The organism is Labrys sedimenti (assembly GCF_034424805.1).
Taxonomy (GTDB): domain Bacteria; phylum Pseudomonadota; class Alphaproteobacteria; order Rhizobiales; family Labraceae; genus Labrys; species Labrys sedimenti.
Genome location: NZ_JAXOUF010000002.1, coordinates 610,363 through 624,753 on the forward strand (window position 1 = coordinate 610,363; position 14,391 = coordinate 624,753).

Consider the following 14,391-nt stretch of genomic DNA (forward strand, 5'->3'; position numbering starts at 1 on the left):
GGCCTTCGCATTCGCTACGGCAACCCGCGATTTTCGACGGGGAGAGGAAGGGTAGAGCTGCTCGGTCCGCGTGCAAGGGGATAGTATGTCGAAGGGTATAGTGATCGTCTGAAAATTACGGATGGCCGGGATGCGACGCAATATTCGCCATAACCGACTGCGCTTTATGCCCCTTGCATTGCGAAGACTGATGGGACGAAGGTCGGGCTGAATTATGGGGATAAGCCCTGCACAACCTGGCCGCGTGTGACGGGGCAGAATGTGGCGCCATGCCGGGGCCAGGCAAAACCAAACCGCCGCGCGAATGGTGACATTCGCACGGCGGTTCCGGGACGGTAATTCGAACTGATGAGAACGGCCGGTTCAGTTGAACAGGCTGGAGACGCTCTCTTCGGAGGCTGTGCGGCCGATGGCCTCGCCGATCAGCGGCGCGATCGAGATGACGCGGATGTTCTGGGCGACGCGTACCGCCTCGGTCGGCATGATCGAGTCGGTGATCACCAGTTCGCGCAGCTTGGAGGAGGCGATACGGGCCACCGCGCCGCCTGAGAGCACGCCATGGGTGATGTAGGCCAGCACATCCTTGGCCCCGCGTTCCAGCAGGGCTTCAGCGGCATTCACCAGCGTGCCGCCGGAATCGATGATGTCGTCGATCAGAATGCAGGTGCGGCCCTTGACGTCGCCGATTACGTTCATGACCTCGCTCTCGCCGGCGCGCTCACGGCGCTTGTCGACGATGGCAAGGGGAGCATCGATGCGCTTGGCGAGAGCACGGGCACGTACCACGCCGCCGACGTCGGGCGAGACCACCATGAGCTTGTCGAGCTCCATGCGGGCCTTGATGTCGCGCTCCATCACCGGAGCGGCGAAGAGGTTGTCGGTCGGAATGTCGAAAAAGCCCTGGATCTGCCCGGCATGCAAATCGAGGGTCAGCACGCGGTCGGCGCCGGCATGGGTGATCAGGTTGGCGACCAGCTTGGCCGAGATCGGCGTACGGCCGGAAGCGCGGCGATCCTGCCGGGCATAGCCGAAATAGGGGATCACCGCCGTGATGCGTCGGGCCGAGGAGCGGCGCAGGGCATCGGTGATGATCAGCAGCTCCATCAGATGGTCATTGGTGGGGAAGGAAGTCGACTGGATGACGAAGACATCCGCACCGCGGACATTTTCCTGGATCTCGACGAAGATCTCCATGTCGGCGAACCGCCGCACCGAGCACTTCGTCAGGGGGGTCTTCAGATAGGTCGCAATCGATTCGGCCAGTGCACGATTCGAATTGCCGGAGACGAGCTTGATCTCGCCCGAACCGTGGCCCCTGTCACCTGCCGCCATGAAGCCGGCTCCCACTTTGAGAAAAATGCACCCGGCTCTTAGCAATTGACCGGCCCGCATACAATGGGGGCGTCACAAGGAGTTCACACTTGCATGGCTGGAATGCGTGCAGATTGGGATGATTTGCCGCTGTTCCGATACCCGGCCGGGTCAACGCATCTGCAAGCCGGCGTCCGCCCCGTTCAGCACTTCGCTGCCTTTCTCGGTCGTCAGGCTGGTACGTCCCAGGCACATGGCGGTGCCGCTGTCGGAATCCATCAGGATCATATGGGCGAACATCACCATGCCCGGTTCAAGCACCCAGTCATTGCCTTCGTAGAACATCGGCCGGTCCATCCAGGACGGCGTGAATTTGGCGCCGAGCGAATAGCCGCAGGCGGCGAGCCGGTGCTCCTCCAGCCCGTGCGAATCCATCACCCTTGCGTGGGCGGCGAAGACATCGCCGGCCGTGCGTCCCGGCCGGATCTCGGCCTCGCAGGCGAGCAGGGCCTCATGGGCGGCGGTATAGAGTTCGCTGTGACGGGGCGAGACGTCCCCAATCGTGATCGTGCGCATCAACGCCGCGTGGTAGTGGCGATAGACCCCGGCGAATTCCAGCGTGATCTGGTCGCGTTCGGCGAGCTTGCGGCGGCCGCTCTTGTAACGGCAGAGCAGGGCGTCGCGCCCCGAGCCGATGATGAACTCGTTGGCGGGATAGTCGCCGCCGGCCGAGAAGATGGCATTGTGCTGGGCGGCGAGGATGTCGCCCTCATCGGCGCCGGGAAACACGGCGGCGATGCCGGCTGCATCGGCCGCGTCGGAGAGGCGTGCGGCTTCGCGCACATAGGCGATCTCTGCGGCCGACTTGACGGCCCTGAGATGGGCGACGACATCGGAAGCGTCGACCAGTTCGAAATCGCCGGCAAAAGCTGCCTCGAGCTTGCGGCCATTGGCATGGGTGAGGCCGTAGGAATCGAACTCGACACCAATGCACCCGCCTGTCACGCCGAGATCGCGGACCATGTCGAGCAGTTGCTGGGCTGGCGTGGCATCCTTGCGATCGGTCCAGATGCGGATATCGGCGAGGATGGAGGTGTGCTGGGCCTGGCGCAGGTCGGCCGTGCGCGTGAGCAGCGCCATCGTGCCGTCGGCGCGCACCAGCAGCGATTGGAAGAAGCAGAAGCCGAAAGTGTCGTAGCCGGTCAGCCAGTACATGCTCTCCTGGGCGAAGAGCAGTATGGCATCGAGCTTTTGCGTGGCCATCTCCGCCTGCAGGCGTTTCAGGCGAGCGGCGAATTCATCCGTCGAAAAATGCAGCATGGCAGGTCCTGCCTCGAACCTTGTTCCCAAAGCGTTTTGCGATTTGGTCGTTTCACCAAGAATCGCAAAGACGCGTCGAACCAAAGAGTTAGAGCAAACAAGCGTTCACGCCTGAACGCGCTTTGCTCTAGTGATCCACCAGCGCGATCGCATGCAGCAGGCGGCCATAATCGGGCTCCTTGCGATGGGTCACCCGCCGATAGGAGAAGAAGCGATCCTCATCCTGATAGGTGCACAGCGCCATGTTCTCGAAACGGCCGACGCCGGCCGCCGTGAGGCGCATGGTGATATAGGCCGGCAGATCGAACATGGCATGACCGGCATTAGGGCTTGGACCGAAGAAACGCTCATTGGCCACGTCGACCTCCAGGAAGCGGGCCTTGAACTCCGGCCCAACCTCATAGGCCGCGCGCGAGATCATAGGGCCGAGTACCGCGACGATGTCGCCCCTGATGGCACCGAGGCCCACCATGGCGTCGAGCGTGGTTTCGAGCACGCCGGTGAAGGCGCCCTTCCAGCCGGCATGGGCCGCGCCGATCACGCCGGCCTTGGCGTCGGCGAACAGGACGGGGCCGCAATCGGCGGTGGCGACGGCCAAAGCGAGATTGCGTTCGCGCGTCACCATGGCGTCGACCTTGGGGGCATGTTCGCGGGCCCAGGGGGCGGTGACGGTGACGACGTTGGGGGAGTGCACCTGGTAGCAGGTGATGAAGCGATCACGCGGCACGCCGAGGCTGTCGGCCATGCGGCCCCGGTTCTCGCGGACACGCTCCTGATCGTCATCGGAGCCCGAACCGCCGTTGAGCGAGGCATAGATGCCGTTCGACACGCCTCCCTGGCGCGTGAAGAAGCCGTGGCGGATGCCGGGCAGGTCGAGGGCGGCGTGCTGGAGCGCGATGGCGGACGAATCGGTCATGGCGGCAGGATCGGGAGGAAGTGGAGGGATGTCAAACGGGCGCCCTAAAGGGAACCCGAACCAGTCAGGGTTGTGATACCGGCGATTTCGCGGCGGGAACCGTTGCGTTTTCAAGCCGTTGGTTCAAAGTGCCCCGGTATCCGGCCATGGCTGGAGAAGATCTGTTGAATAGGTGCCCCATGAAGATCACGAAAATCCTGCCTGCCTTCGCTTTGGCCGCCTTGCTGGCGCCCGCGGCAGCCGGTTCGGCCGAGGCCGCCGTCAGGACGGGAACGCTCACCTGCGACATCGGCGGCGGCATCGGCGTGGTGCTCGGTTCGCGCAAGCCGGTATCCTGCCGGTTCTCCGGCTTCAACGGCTACAGCGAACTCTATGACGGCACCATCACCAAGGTCGGCGTGGATATCGGCTTCACCTTCGGCGGGCGCATGGTCTGGGCGGTCTTCGAGCCTTCCAACCGTCACGCGCCCCTGGGCGGCAACTATGCCGGCGTGTCGGCCGAGGCCAGCGCTGCGGTGGGTGTCGGGGCCAATGTCCTGCTCGGCGGCGGCAATGGCGGCGTGACGCTGCAGCCGATCTCGGTGCAGGGGCAGACCGGCCTCAACGCGTCGGCTGGCATCGGCAGCCTGCATATCCGCCCGGTCGCGGCGCCGGTGATCATCCAGACCGAGCGGGCTTACCGCCCGCGCCACAAGGTGCATCGTCATCACCACAAGGTGAAGAAGCATCGCAAGAGCTGCCGCTGCAGGGTCTGAGATTCCTGAAGAGCTGACCGAAAACCGAGAGAACCTCGATTTCTTGTGATCATCGGGCCGGTCCCGGTGATCCGGGACACGTGGCGGTATCCTGGATGCCCGGGACGAGCCCGGGCATGATAATGGCGGTGCTTTGCTCAGCCTCGCTCGATCCCTGGCGCCGAGACTGCCAGCACCTTGAACAGCGAACCCATGGCGCGCGGGGCGTCGTCGGTGAGGCGCTCGAGCGCCCTGGCGATCGCGTCTGCCTGTTCCGGCGTAGCATGTCGGCTGAGATTGGCAGCCATCGGGCGGATACCGAGTTCGTTGAGGAAGTGGGCCTGCGTGGTGAGGATGTCGATCGCCAGCTGCTGGTCGGCGGCGATGCGGGCCAGCGTCTCGAAGCAGACATGGGTGGTGAGGTCGGCCTCGCCGGGGCGGCCCAGCGGATCGACGAAGGCATGGCCGGCCATGGCCTGCAGCGTGTCGCCGACGCCGAATTCGAGATGCCCGTAATCGATGATCAGGGCGGCGCCGCCGAAGCGGCCAAGGCGCGCAGAGAGGGTCGCCATCACCCTTGAACCGGCTTCCGGATATTCGACGATCGTGCCGTCGAGCGCGCCATCGGAAAGGGGAGGCGCCTGATTGGCCGGTACGGGCTCCGGGGCGAGGCCGAAGGCGAGTTCGTCATCGACCAGGCCGACCAATCGTTCGTGCCAGCGCCCGCCCTGATGCACCAGCTGGTGCACGGGCAGGGCATCGAAGAACTCGTTGGCGATGATGATCGACGGCCCGTCGGGCAGGTCGGCGATGTCGTCATGCCAGGTCGGGCGGCGTCCCCCGAGGCTGTCGGCCAAGGTAGCGGCCTGGGCCTTGCGCAAGACCGGGCTCGTCTCCACCAGATGGAGCGCGATGGCGTCGGTGAGATCAGGCACGACCTTGCCGATGGCCCGCAGGGCGTCCCCCATCAACGTGCCGCGTCCGGGGCCCAGCTCGACCAGGTTGATCCGGCCGGGCGAGCCCAGGATCATCCAGCGATGGGCCGCCCACAGGCCGATGATCTCGCCGAACATCTGGCTGATTTCCGGAGCGGTGGTGAAATCCCCGGCGGCGCCGAGCGGGTCGCGCGTGATGTAATAGCCGTGACGGGGGTGGCCGAGCGCGAGCGTCATGTAGCGCGCCACGTCGATCGGCCCCTCCTGGCGGATGAGATCCTTGATCTCGCGGGCGAGAGGGGTCTCGCTCATGCCGATTTCGATGCGTCGGAAGCCTTGGGCGCCTCGGGGCGGCGCGCCAGGGCGTACACCACCAGGCCAAGGCCAGCCACGACCATGGGCAGCGAATAGGCTTGTCCAATGGTCAGCACGTCCTGGATCCACCAGCCGTCCGGCTCGCGATAGAGTTCGCTGAAGGAGCGCGCGCCGGCATAGCCGATGCCGAACAGGCCGGCGATCAAGCCCGGCCGTTTCAGGGCACCGAAGCGCGTCATGATGGCAAACAGCACGAACAGCGCGAAGCCCTCCAGGGTAGCCTCGATCAACTGGCTCGGATAGCGCGGCGTCGGCCCCTGCGGAAACACCGAGAACGGACTCGATGGCGAGATCATGCCCCAGGACGAGCCCCAGGCCGGACGCCCCCATAATTCGTCATTGATGAAATTGGCGATGCGGCCGAGGAACAGGCCGATCGGTGCGACGCAGGCGGCAATGTCGAGATAGGACAGGATCGGGATCTTGTTGAGCCAGGCGAACAGGATCACCGCGAGCGCAGCCCCCAGGAAACCACCATGGAAGGCCATGCCGCCTTCCCAGACCTTGAAGATCTCGATCGGATTGGCGAGATAATAGTCGGGTTCGTAAAGCAGCATGCCGAGCCGCCCGCCGATCACCACGCCGAGCGTGACCCAGATCAGGAGGTCGTCGAATTGCAGCTTGGTGCCAGGCTGCACCAGCCAGAGCCTGGTGTTGTCGATCAGGCGGCGCCCATACCACCAGCCGCCGAGCAGGCCGAAAATATAGGCCAGTGCATACCAGCGAATGGCGAGCGGGCCGAGATGGATCAGCACCGGATCGAAGGCGGGGACGATGAAATATTGCTCAGGCATGGGGGCCTTTTGGTGACTAGAGACGACAGCGTCAAGGCAGAAGCTTCTAGGACGTGTCGTCAGTTATGGTTTGGAGCGAGATGAGGTCAAAAATGGCGAGATGGGAGGAGCGAGCGCTGCCAGGACTTTTGTCTTGGCAAGCGAAGCGACGCCGCAGATGGCCATTTTTCACCTCACCGCCCAAGCTATTGACTACAGACGGGTTTCCAATCCGCGGGATTGGAAACCCTTCCCCGGCGGGGCACTTTTGGCCGATTGGCGCGTCGGATATCGTAGCAAGTCGAAAGACTTGCGTCCTCATCCTCCTTCCACTCGGCCAAAATCGCTCCCGTCTAGCCCGAAACCATAACTGACGACACGCCCTAGCGGGGCCAAGCTTTTATCGAGGTCTGGCCCGTGCTATCGACGCCGCAAAGGAGTTTCGTGATGCCACAGCAATCCGGCCGTATCTATGACGAGTTCGCCAAATTGATGACCGACGCCGCCGGCGTCGCCCAGGGCGTGCGTCGGGAAGTCGACAGCGTCGTGCGCAGCCAGGCCGAGCGCATCATGCGCGATCTCGATTATGTCCGCCGCGACGAATTCGACGCCGTGCGCGAGATGGCGATCAAGGCCCGCGACGAAAACGAACGCCTGGCGGCTCGTATTGCCGAACTCGAAGCCAAGCTTGCCGCGCGTTGAGTGCAAACCGGCCCGGTCATGCGACAATAAGACCGGCGAGGAATGAGAGGCCTCCTTGTGGACGGCGGGAACGAATCCTTGCCGATTCAGCCCGAATGCCTGAACTCTCCCCTCACAGGCTGCGTATCGATCGGTATTCGCAGCGCCAATGCGCCTCCTCGGAGGCGCCGGGAGTTGCAATGTCGGTAATCGAGCTCCAGAGCGAGCGGGCCGGTCATCCGGTTGATCTCGTCGAACACCTGGCGAGCCTTCATGACTGGGCCTTCGACAGGCTCGGCGAAGACGAGATCTCCATCGTGGTGAAGGGGCATGGCTGCGACTACGCGGTATCCTTCACCTGGATGGACGATATCGAGTCGCTGCACCTGGCCTGCTCCTTCGACGCCAAGATTCCCAAGCGCCGCCACGCCGATCTCCTGCAGACGATCGCGCTCGTCAACGAACAGCTCTGGATCGGTCATTTCGACGTCTGGAATGCCGACCAGGTCATCATGTATCGCCATGCCCTGTTCCTGGCCGGCGGCGCCGAAGCCACGCCGCGCCAATGCGAGGCCCTGATCGAGATCGCGGTGGAGACCTGCGAGCGCTACTTCCAGGCCTTCCAGTTCGTGATCTGGGCCGGCAAGACGCCCAAGGAAGCGCTCGAGGCTGTGCTGTTCGAAACCGTGGGCGAAGCCTGACACGACAATTGCGCTTGTCTGACGGAGCGAAGGAAACACGGAGTGTCAGCCTCCGGCGGACATTCTGCCCGCCGGCAAGCGCCGGGTTTTCAAGATGTCAGCCGGAGGCTGACACTCCAGCCGGTCGGTCGACATTCCCCTTTCGCAGGAGTTCTTCACATGGCTGAAACATTGGACATTGGCGGCAAGCTGTTGCTGCTGGGCGCCGGCAAGATGGGCGGGGCCATGTTGGAAGGCTGGTTGAAGCTCGGCCTCGATCCCGCCGAAGTGGGCGTGATCGATCCACATTTGCCGCCGGAGATCGCCAGCGACCTCGCCGTGAAAGGTGTCGCGGTCAACCCGATGCTGGCCTCCTTCGGCATGCCGGCGGTGGTTCTGCTGGCAATCAAGCCGCAAATGATGGATGTCGCCATGGCCTCCGTCGCGCCCCTGTTCGGATCGGATACGCTGGCCGTCTCCATCATGGCGGGCAAGACTATTGCCAGTATCGCGGCATTGCTGCCGGCCGACACCGCCATCGTGCGCGCCATGCCGAACACGCCGGCTGCCGTCGGCCGCGGTATCACGGCCGCCGTGCCGAATGCCTTCGTGACCGCCGATCAGGAACGGGCGGCCGACGCCCTGTTGCGGGCGACCGGCGCCGTGGAGTGGGTCGCCGATGAAAGCCTCATCGATGCGGTGACGGCGGTTTCCGGCTCGGGGCCGGCCTATGTCTTCCATCTCGTCGAAGCCATGGCCGAGGCCGGAGCCGCGGCGGGACTTCCCGCCGATCTCGCCATGCGGCTGGCGCGCGCCACCGTGGCGGGAGCGGGCGAGTTGCTGCACCAATCCGACCTGCCGGCGGCCACGCTGCGCCAGAACGTCACCAGTCCGGGCGGTACCACTGCTGCGGCGCTGGACGTGCTGATGGCCGAAAATGGCTTGACGCCGTTGATGAAGCGGGCGGTCGAGGCGGCGCGCCGCCGCGCGGGCGAACTCGCTTCCTGAGGACCGGCGTGGCCTTGCCTGCCAATGCGCCGCATTGATCCGGACTGCAATCGGCCTATCTTTATCGGACGGGGCACACCGAAAAACGAGGTTCGAGCCATGGTTGCCAAGCCGAAAGCCGATAATGCCGTCGATCCGCGTCAGGCCGCGATAGAGGCCTTGCTGGCGCTTTGCGCCGACAATCCCTGGGGCGAGATCGGCCTAGCCGACATTGCGGATAAAGCGGGACTGTCCCTGTCGCAATTGCGCGGCCTCTACCCCTCCAAGGGAGCCATCCTGGCCGCCTATTCCCGTCAGGTCGACCAGAAGGTGCTCGATGGCATCGACAAGGGCATGGCTGGCGAGCCGGCGCGCGAAAGGCTGTTCGACATTCTGATGCGCCGCATCGATGTTCTCTCGCCGCACAAGGCTGCCATCGCCAATATTTCCAGGGCCTTCGCGCTCGATCCGCTTGCCATGGCGGCCTGGAACCGCGTTGTCACCAATTCGATGCAATGGATGCTGACGGCGGCCGATATCGACGCCGATGGCCCGATGGGGGCCGTGCGTGCGCAGGGACTGGCGCTGGCCTGGGCTCGCATCGTCAAGGTCTGGCTGAAGGACGAGGACGAAGGCCTGGCCACGACGATGAAGGAAGTCGACCGGCAGCTTCGTTCGGGCGAGCGCTGGATGGAGCGAGCCGACGATCTTTGCCAGATCTTCGCACCGTTCCGCCGCATCGCCGAACGCTCTCATGAGCGCCGTGCTCGCATGCGCGAGAGGCTGCGCGAGCGTTTTCACGATTTCGCCGAGTCGCGCCGGCGGGGCAGGGATGATCGCGACGATGCGGAGGCAGTGTGAGTACCAGTAACGGGCAGCCGGCGGCGGAGATCGGCTTCGATGATTTCCTCAGGGTCGATATTCGCATCGGCACGGTGCTGGAGGCGGTACCCCTGGAAGGGGCGCGCAAACCGGCCTATCGCATGCGGATCGACTTCGGTGACGAGATCGGCGTCAAGGCCTCCTCCGCCCAGCTCACCGCGCTCTACAGGGCCGATGAGCTGGTCGGCCGCCAGGTGATGGCGGTGGTCAATTTTCCGCCGCGCCAGATCGGCAAGTTCATGTCGCAAGTGCTGACGCTGGGCTTCCCCGGCGCCGATGGCGCCGTCGTGCTGGCGACGCCGGAACGTCAAGCTCCGAACGGCTCGCGATTGTTCTGAGGCGCCCCTTTCAAGATGTTTGGAACGAACCCGAAAAAGACTGGGATGGGGCAACGCGACCCCTCATCCGCCCCCAAGGTTCTTTACTTGAACGCGTGATCCTGAAAGGACCACGCTATGGCACCTTCTCCCGCAAGGGGAGAAGGCGATCGACCAGCACTGAGCCTCCCGAAAGTGATTCCCTTCTCCCCTTGCGGGAGAAGGTGCTGTCAGGCGGATGAGGGGGCACCGCTCGACCCGGATTTCACACATCAACACCTTGAAAAGGGTGGTTCTGAGAGCAGAGGCGGCGGCGACCTCTCCGCGTAAGGATGGGGTTCCACCATGCCTGTCCCTACGCGATCCTCTCGACCGCGATCGCCGTCGCTTCGCCGCCGCCGATGCAGAGCGAGGCAATGCCGCGCTTGAGGTCGTTGCGTGCCAGGGCATGCAGCAAGGTGACGATGATGCGCGCGCCGGTCGCGCCGATGGGATGGCCGAGAGCGCAGGCGCCGCCATGGATGTTGAGGCGGTCGGCCGGGATGTCGAGGTCGTGGCGCGCTGCCATCGCGACTGCGGCGAAGGCCTCGTTGATTTCGAACAGGTCGACATCTCCCACGCGCCAGCTCGTGCGTTCGAGCAGCTTTCGCATGGCCGGGATCGGCGCCGTGGTGAACCAGGCTGGGTCCTGGCTGTGGGTGGCGTGTCCCTTGATCTCGGCAAGCACGGGTAGCCCGTCGCGCTCGGCAATGGAGCGGCGGGTCAGGACGAGCGCGGCCGCGCCGTCGGCATTGGCCGAGGAACTGGCGGCGGTGATGGTGCCGTCCTTGCGGAAGGCCGGCCTGAGCTGTGGTATCTTGTCGGGCGAGACCTTGAGCGGGTTCTCGTCGTCGGCAACCAGCCGGGGACCGCCCTTGCCCGGCACCTCCACCGGCACGATCTCGGCGGCGAAAGCACCGGTCTCGACTGCCTTGCGGGCGCGGGTCAGGGTTTCCACGGCATAGGCGTCCTGGTCATCGCGGCTGAACTGATAGGCCTCAGCCGTCGCCTCGCCGAAATCGCCCATCGGGCGGCCGCCTTCATAGGCATCCTCCAGGCCGTCGAGCATCATGTGGTCGAGAAGGCGGTCATGGCCCATGCGGTAGCCGCTGCGTGCCTTGGCCAGCAGATAGGGCGCGTTCGACATCGATTCCATGCCACCCGTCACCACGATGTCGGCAGAGCCGGCGCGAAGGAGATCGTGGCCGAACATGGTCGCCTTCATGCCGGAACCGCAGACCTTGTTGACGGTCGTCGCTCCCGTGGCGTCGGGCAGTCCCGCATGACGGGCGGCCTGACGGGCCGGGGCCTGGCCAAGGCCGGCCGGGAGCACGCAGCCTAGCAGGACCTCGTCCACGCGATCGCCGGCAAGGTTCGCGCGCGTCAGGGCCTCTTTCACTACATGGGCGCCGAGCGCAGGAGAGAGCAGGCTCGAGAGGTCACCCTGGAAACGTCCCAATGGGGTACGTACGGCGGAAACGATGACGACGGGGTCGCTGCTGGACATGGCTCGATCCTCACTGACATTGCGGGACACTATTGCATGATGGATGACATATTATATTATGGTCATAATTTAAAGGGGAGAATGGCCATGGATCTTTCGGAATGCGTCGACCCACGCAAACTGGCGTTGCGGATGATCACGCCCCGGCGGCTTTCCCCGCGCGCCGTGCCGGTTCCCGAAGGCGCGACCCCCTTCTTCGTCGCGCATGATGGCGGCTCGATCGCCGGCTGGCGCTGGGGCCATGGCGAGCCGGTGCTCCTGGTACATGGCTGGGAAGCAACCCATGTCGACATGCTTGCTTTCATAGAGCCGCTGCTCGCACGTGGCCTTGGCGTGATCGCCGTCGATTTGCCAGCCCATGGCGCTTCCGAGGGCGTCTCGGCGACCATCCCGCAGATGGCCAGGGCGGTAACCGCCGTCGGCGAGGCCTGCGGGCACCTGCATGGTGTGATCGGCCATTCCGTCGGCGGGCCGGTTCTGACCGTCGCACTGGCCGGAGGGCTGGATGCGGGGCGTGTCGTCCTCATCGCCTCGCCTGCCAATTATGGCCGCCAGATGCGGGCGGCGGCGATGGCATCGGGGGTGGTCGACGCCCGGGATCTCGCCCATATGGCCGATGAACTCATCCGCCTGGGTACCGAATTGCCGATCATGGACCTGCCCAGTTTCGCGGAACGGTTGACGCAACCGGCTCTTCTCCTTCATTCCAGGGATGATCGCGTCGTCGCCATTGGCGAAGCGCGCGAAATCGCCAGATATTGGCGCGGATCGCGATTGATCGAGCTGGATGGACTTGGTCATGGCCGTATCCTTAGCGATGCCGGCGTGATCGGTCAGGCCGTGGATTTTCTGGCGGTGCGTTCCTGACGGGAGACGAGGCGGCCATGCGCTATGACAAGGGCCACAAGGATGCGACGCACCGGCACATTCTCGAAACTGCCGCATTGCGCCTGTTGCGGGATGGCATAGACGGCACCGGCATCGCGCCGTTGATGGCCGAAGCGGGCCTGACCCATGGCGGTTTCTACAGCCATTTCGCCTCGAAGGACGCCCTGGTTCGCGAAGCCGTCGCTCATACGCTGACGCAGCGACGCGGCAAGCTGCGCCGCTCCGCCGAGCGCGCCGACGACCCGATCGAAGGGCTGATCCGCTATTATCTGCGCCCCATCCACCGGGATACGCCGGAAAAGGGCTGCGCTATCGCCGCGCTCTCCGGCGAGATTGCGCGCCAATCCGAGATGACACGGACCGCCTTTACCGAAGAACTCTTCGGCAGCATCGGCGTGATTGCGGATAACCTGCCCGAAGGCGATGCCGAAGCGCGCCGCAGCACCGCCATCGCCATCATGGCCCTGCTGGCGGGAACGCTGCAGCTCGCGCGTGTCGTCCCAGACCCTACCCAATCCGACGCGATCTTGGAGAACGGCATCGAGGCGGCGCTCAAGCTGGCGCGTGGCACTTCCGGTGGCGGGAAAGTCAGCACAGACAAGTAGATCGGCGAGCGCCAGGCATCTGCCGATCTTTGATCGGCATCAGACCGGGATGCGTACATTCGCCCGCAGTCCACCCAGCGGGCTGGTGGCAAGGGTGATGTCGCCGCCATGGAAGCGGGCGATGTCGCGTGCGATGGCAAGGCCGAGGCCGGTGCCGCCATGGTCCTGGTTGCGAGCCTCGTCCAGCCGAAAGAAAGGCTTGAACACGTCCTCCCGGCTTTCCTCGGGCACACCGGGCCCGTCATCGTCGACGGTGACGACGAGATAGCGTTGCTCGCGCACGCCGGTGATGACGATGGTCCTGGCGAAACGCTGGGCGTTCGATACCAGGTTCGTCAGGCAGCGCCGGAAGGCGTCCGGTCGCACCACCACGATGGGATCGCCCTGGAAACTGACGCGGGCATCCTGGCCTTGGCGTATGGCATTGGCGCGCAACTCCTCCAGCAGGGCGGCGATGTCGGTGGCTTCGGCCTGCTCCGCTGCATCGCCGCGCGCGAAGGCGAGATAGGCCTCCAGCATGCGGCTCATCTCGTCGACGTCCTTCTGCAGGTCCTCATATTCGGGACTGCTTTCGTCGAGCAGCGCCAGGGACAGCTTGAAGCGCGTCAGGATGGTGCGCATGTCGTGCGAGACGCCGTTGAGCATGGCAGTGCGCTGTTCGAAGGCGCGCTCGACGCGCCGGCGCATCTCGATGAAGGCGCTGGCGGCCTGGCGTACCTCTCGAGCGCCGCGCGGGCGGAAGTTCTGGACGTCGCGCCCCTTGCCGAAATCCTGCGCCGCATTGGCGAGCTGCTGGATCGGCCGGATCTGGTTGCGCAGGAACAGGATCGCCACCGTGATCAGGATCAGCGAGGAGCCAAGCATCCAGAGCAGGTAGATATAGGAGTTGGAGGCGAAGGTCTGGCTGCGGCGAGCGAAGACGCGCAGCACAGCATCGTCGAGCTTGACACGGATCTCGACAAAATCCGAGCGGCCGACCGTATCGATCCAGAAAGGCAGGCCGATGCGCATGCGGATCTCGTCCGAAAGCGCCTGGTCGAGAATATCGAAGAAGGGCCGGGCACCTCGCGGCGGCAGGTCCTCGAGGGGGCGGAACTCGATGCCGAGCGCGAGCTGCTTCTGGGCCACCAGTTGGAGCAGGTCCGTCGTGCCCTTGTCATGGGGCATTTGCTGGTAGAGCTCGACGATCGCCGCGATGTCCTTGGTGGTGGCGGCCGACAGCCGCGCCGTCACGCCCTGCCAGTATTTCTCCATGAACATGTAGGTGACGATGGCCTGCAGCAGCACCATCGGCGTGATGATGATCAGCAGCGAGCGGGCATAAAGGCCCTTGGGCATGCGGTCGCCCAGCGCCGACAGCACGCGGCCGGGGCCGGCCGCGAGTTCGCGCATCCTGGGCAACGCAATGCGGACGACCTCCGACGCCCGCGACAGGCCTTTG

At 64.6% G+C, this 14,391-nt stretch carries 15 protein-coding genes; 8 read left to right on the forward strand and 7 right to left on the reverse strand.

What is annotated here, in order from left to right:
* Positions 1 to 363 precede the first annotated feature (363 nt).
* The 3 genes from U1R88_RS09320 to pgeF all read right to left on the reverse strand — a co-directional run bounded on the left by U1R88_RS09320 (position 364) and on the right by pgeF (position 3,547).
* Positions 364 to 1,332 (reverse strand): ribose-phosphate pyrophosphokinase, encoded by a 969-nt coding sequence (locus tag U1R88_RS09320; RefSeq protein WP_322430981.1) that lies wholly within the window; start codon positions 1,330 to 1,332, stop codon positions 364 to 366.
* A gap of 150 nt (positions 1,333 to 1,482) precedes the next feature.
* Positions 1,483 to 2,631: a M24 family metallopeptidase gene (locus U1R88_RS09325; protein WP_322430982.1), complete on the reverse strand. Its 1,149-nt coding sequence runs from the start codon at positions 2,629 to 2,631 to the stop codon at positions 1,483 to 1,485.
* 127 nt (positions 2,632 to 2,758) lie between these two features.
* On the reverse strand, positions 2,759 to 3,547 hold the full coding sequence (pgeF, locus tag U1R88_RS09330) for a peptidoglycan editing factor PgeF (RefSeq protein ID WP_322430983.1): 789 nt from the start codon (positions 3,545 to 3,547) through the stop codon (positions 2,759 to 2,761).
* A 179-nt stretch (positions 3,548 to 3,726) separates the two neighbouring features.
* Between pgeF and U1R88_RS09335 the strand changes: the two genes are divergently transcribed.
* Positions 3,727 to 4,302, forward strand: coding sequence for a DUF992 domain-containing protein (locus U1R88_RS09335; RefSeq protein WP_322430984.1), 576 nt, complete (start codon positions 3,727 to 3,729; stop codon positions 4,300 to 4,302).
* A 137-nt stretch (positions 4,303 to 4,439) separates the two neighbouring features.
* Here the strand turns inward: U1R88_RS09335 and U1R88_RS09340 are convergent, their stop codons facing one another.
* Positions 4,440 to 5,528 carry a class I SAM-dependent methyltransferase gene (locus tag U1R88_RS09340; RefSeq protein WP_322430985.1) on the reverse strand — a complete coding sequence of 363 codons (1,089 nt, stop codon included), beginning with the start codon at positions 5,526 to 5,528 and terminating at the stop codon, positions 4,440 to 4,442.
* A complete protein-coding gene (lgt, locus tag U1R88_RS09345; protein WP_322430986.1) occupies positions 5,525 to 6,385 on the reverse strand; it encodes a prolipoprotein diacylglyceryl transferase in 861 nt (286 codons plus the stop codon). The genes U1R88_RS09340 and lgt overlap by 4 nt, the downstream gene beginning before the upstream one ends.
* A gap of 426 nt (positions 6,386 to 6,811) precedes the next feature.
* Between lgt and U1R88_RS09350 the strand changes: the two genes are divergently transcribed.
* The 5 genes from U1R88_RS09350 to U1R88_RS09370 all read left to right on the forward strand — a co-directional run bounded on the left by U1R88_RS09350 (position 6,812) and on the right by U1R88_RS09370 (position 9,932).
* Positions 6,812 to 7,066, forward strand: a complete 255-nt coding sequence (locus tag U1R88_RS09350; RefSeq protein WP_068288466.1) for an accessory factor UbiK family protein — start codon at positions 6,812 to 6,814, stop codon at positions 7,064 to 7,066.
* A 179-nt stretch (positions 7,067 to 7,245) separates the two neighbouring features.
* Positions 7,246 to 7,746: a type III secretion system chaperone family protein gene (locus U1R88_RS09355; protein WP_068288472.1), complete on the forward strand. Its 501-nt coding sequence runs from the start codon at positions 7,246 to 7,248 to the stop codon at positions 7,744 to 7,746.
* 159 nt (positions 7,747 to 7,905) lie between these two features.
* Positions 7,906 to 8,733: a pyrroline-5-carboxylate reductase gene (proC, locus tag U1R88_RS09360; protein ID WP_322430987.1), complete on the forward strand. Its 828-nt coding sequence runs from the start codon at positions 7,906 to 7,908 to the stop codon at positions 8,731 to 8,733.
* Between the two features lie 99 nt (positions 8,734 to 8,832).
* Positions 8,833 to 9,573 (forward strand): TetR/AcrR family transcriptional regulator, encoded by a 741-nt coding sequence (locus U1R88_RS09365; protein ID WP_322430988.1) that lies wholly within the window; start codon positions 8,833 to 8,835, stop codon positions 9,571 to 9,573.
* Positions 9,570 to 9,932, forward strand: a complete 363-nt coding sequence (locus U1R88_RS09370; RefSeq protein WP_322430989.1) for a tRNA-binding protein — start codon at positions 9,570 to 9,572, stop codon at positions 9,930 to 9,932. The genes U1R88_RS09365 and U1R88_RS09370 overlap by 4 nt, the downstream gene beginning before the upstream one ends.
* A gap of 334 nt (positions 9,933 to 10,266) precedes the next feature.
* Here U1R88_RS09370 and U1R88_RS09375 read toward each other — a convergent pair whose 3' ends face one another.
* Positions 10,267 to 11,457, reverse strand: coding sequence for an acetyl-CoA C-acyltransferase (locus tag U1R88_RS09375; RefSeq protein WP_322430990.1), 1,191 nt, complete (start codon positions 11,455 to 11,457; stop codon positions 10,267 to 10,269).
* Between the two features lie 87 nt (positions 11,458 to 11,544).
* Here U1R88_RS09375 and U1R88_RS09380 point away from each other — a divergent pair, with 87 nt between their 5' ends.
* Positions 11,545 to 12,324: an alpha/beta fold hydrolase gene (locus U1R88_RS09380; RefSeq protein WP_322430991.1), complete on the forward strand. Its 780-nt coding sequence runs from the start codon at positions 11,545 to 11,547 to the stop codon at positions 12,322 to 12,324.
* Positions 12,325 to 12,341: 17 nt separating this feature from the next.
* Entirely contained in the window at positions 12,342 to 12,950 is a 609-nt protein-coding gene (locus U1R88_RS09385; protein ID WP_322430992.1) for a TetR/AcrR family transcriptional regulator, read from the forward strand.
* Between the two features lie 39 nt (positions 12,951 to 12,989).
* Here the strand turns inward: U1R88_RS09385 and U1R88_RS09390 are convergent, their stop codons facing one another.
* Positions 12,990 to 14,342: an ATP-binding protein gene (locus U1R88_RS09390; RefSeq protein WP_322430993.1), complete on the reverse strand. Its 1,353-nt coding sequence runs from the start codon at positions 14,340 to 14,342 to the stop codon at positions 12,990 to 12,992.
* Between the last annotated feature and the right edge of the window lie 49 nt (positions 14,343 to 14,391).

Coding starts and splice junctions, on each gene's coding strand:
- pgeF (WP_322430983.1), bottom strand. CDS start 3,547: ATGACCGATTCGTCCGCCATCGCGCTCCAGCACGCCGCCCTCGACCTG.
- U1R88_RS09365 (WP_322430988.1), top strand. CDS start 8,833: ATGGTTGCCAAGCCGAAAGCCGATAATGCCGTCGATCCGCGTCAGGCC.
- U1R88_RS09375 (WP_322430990.1), bottom strand. CDS start 11,457: ATGTCCAGCAGCGACCCCGTCGTCATCGTTTCCGCCGTACGTACCCCA.
- U1R88_RS09385 (WP_322430992.1), top strand. CDS start 12,342: ATGCGCTATGACAAGGGCCACAAGGATGCGACGCACCGGCACATTCTC.
- U1R88_RS09390 (WP_322430993.1), bottom strand. CDS start 14,342: ATGCGCGAACTCGCGGCCGGCCCCGGCCGCGTGCTGTCGGCGCTGGGC.
- lgt (WP_322430986.1), bottom strand. CDS start 6,385: ATGCCTGAGCAATATTTCATCGTCCCCGCCTTCGATCCGGTGCTGATC.
- U1R88_RS09335 (WP_322430984.1), top strand. CDS start 3,727: ATGAAGATCACGAAAATCCTGCCTGCCTTCGCTTTGGCCGCCTTGCTG.
- U1R88_RS09355 (WP_068288472.1), top strand. CDS start 7,246: ATGTCGGTAATCGAGCTCCAGAGCGAGCGGGCCGGTCATCCGGTTGAT.
- U1R88_RS09320 (WP_322430981.1), bottom strand. CDS start 1,332: ATGGCGGCAGGTGACAGGGGCCACGGTTCGGGCGAGATCAAGCTCGTC.
- U1R88_RS09340 (WP_322430985.1), bottom strand. CDS start 5,528: ATGAGCGAGACCCCTCTCGCCCGCGAGATCAAGGATCTCATCCGCCAG.
- U1R88_RS09325 (WP_322430982.1), bottom strand. CDS start 2,631: ATGCTGCATTTTTCGACGGATGAATTCGCCGCTCGCCTGAAACGCCTG.
- U1R88_RS09350 (WP_068288466.1), top strand. CDS start 6,812: ATGCCACAGCAATCCGGCCGTATCTATGACGAGTTCGCCAAATTGATG.
- proC (WP_322430987.1), top strand. CDS start 7,906: ATGGCTGAAACATTGGACATTGGCGGCAAGCTGTTGCTGCTGGGCGCC.
- U1R88_RS09380 (WP_322430991.1), top strand. CDS start 11,545: ATGGATCTTTCGGAATGCGTCGACCCACGCAAACTGGCGTTGCGGATG.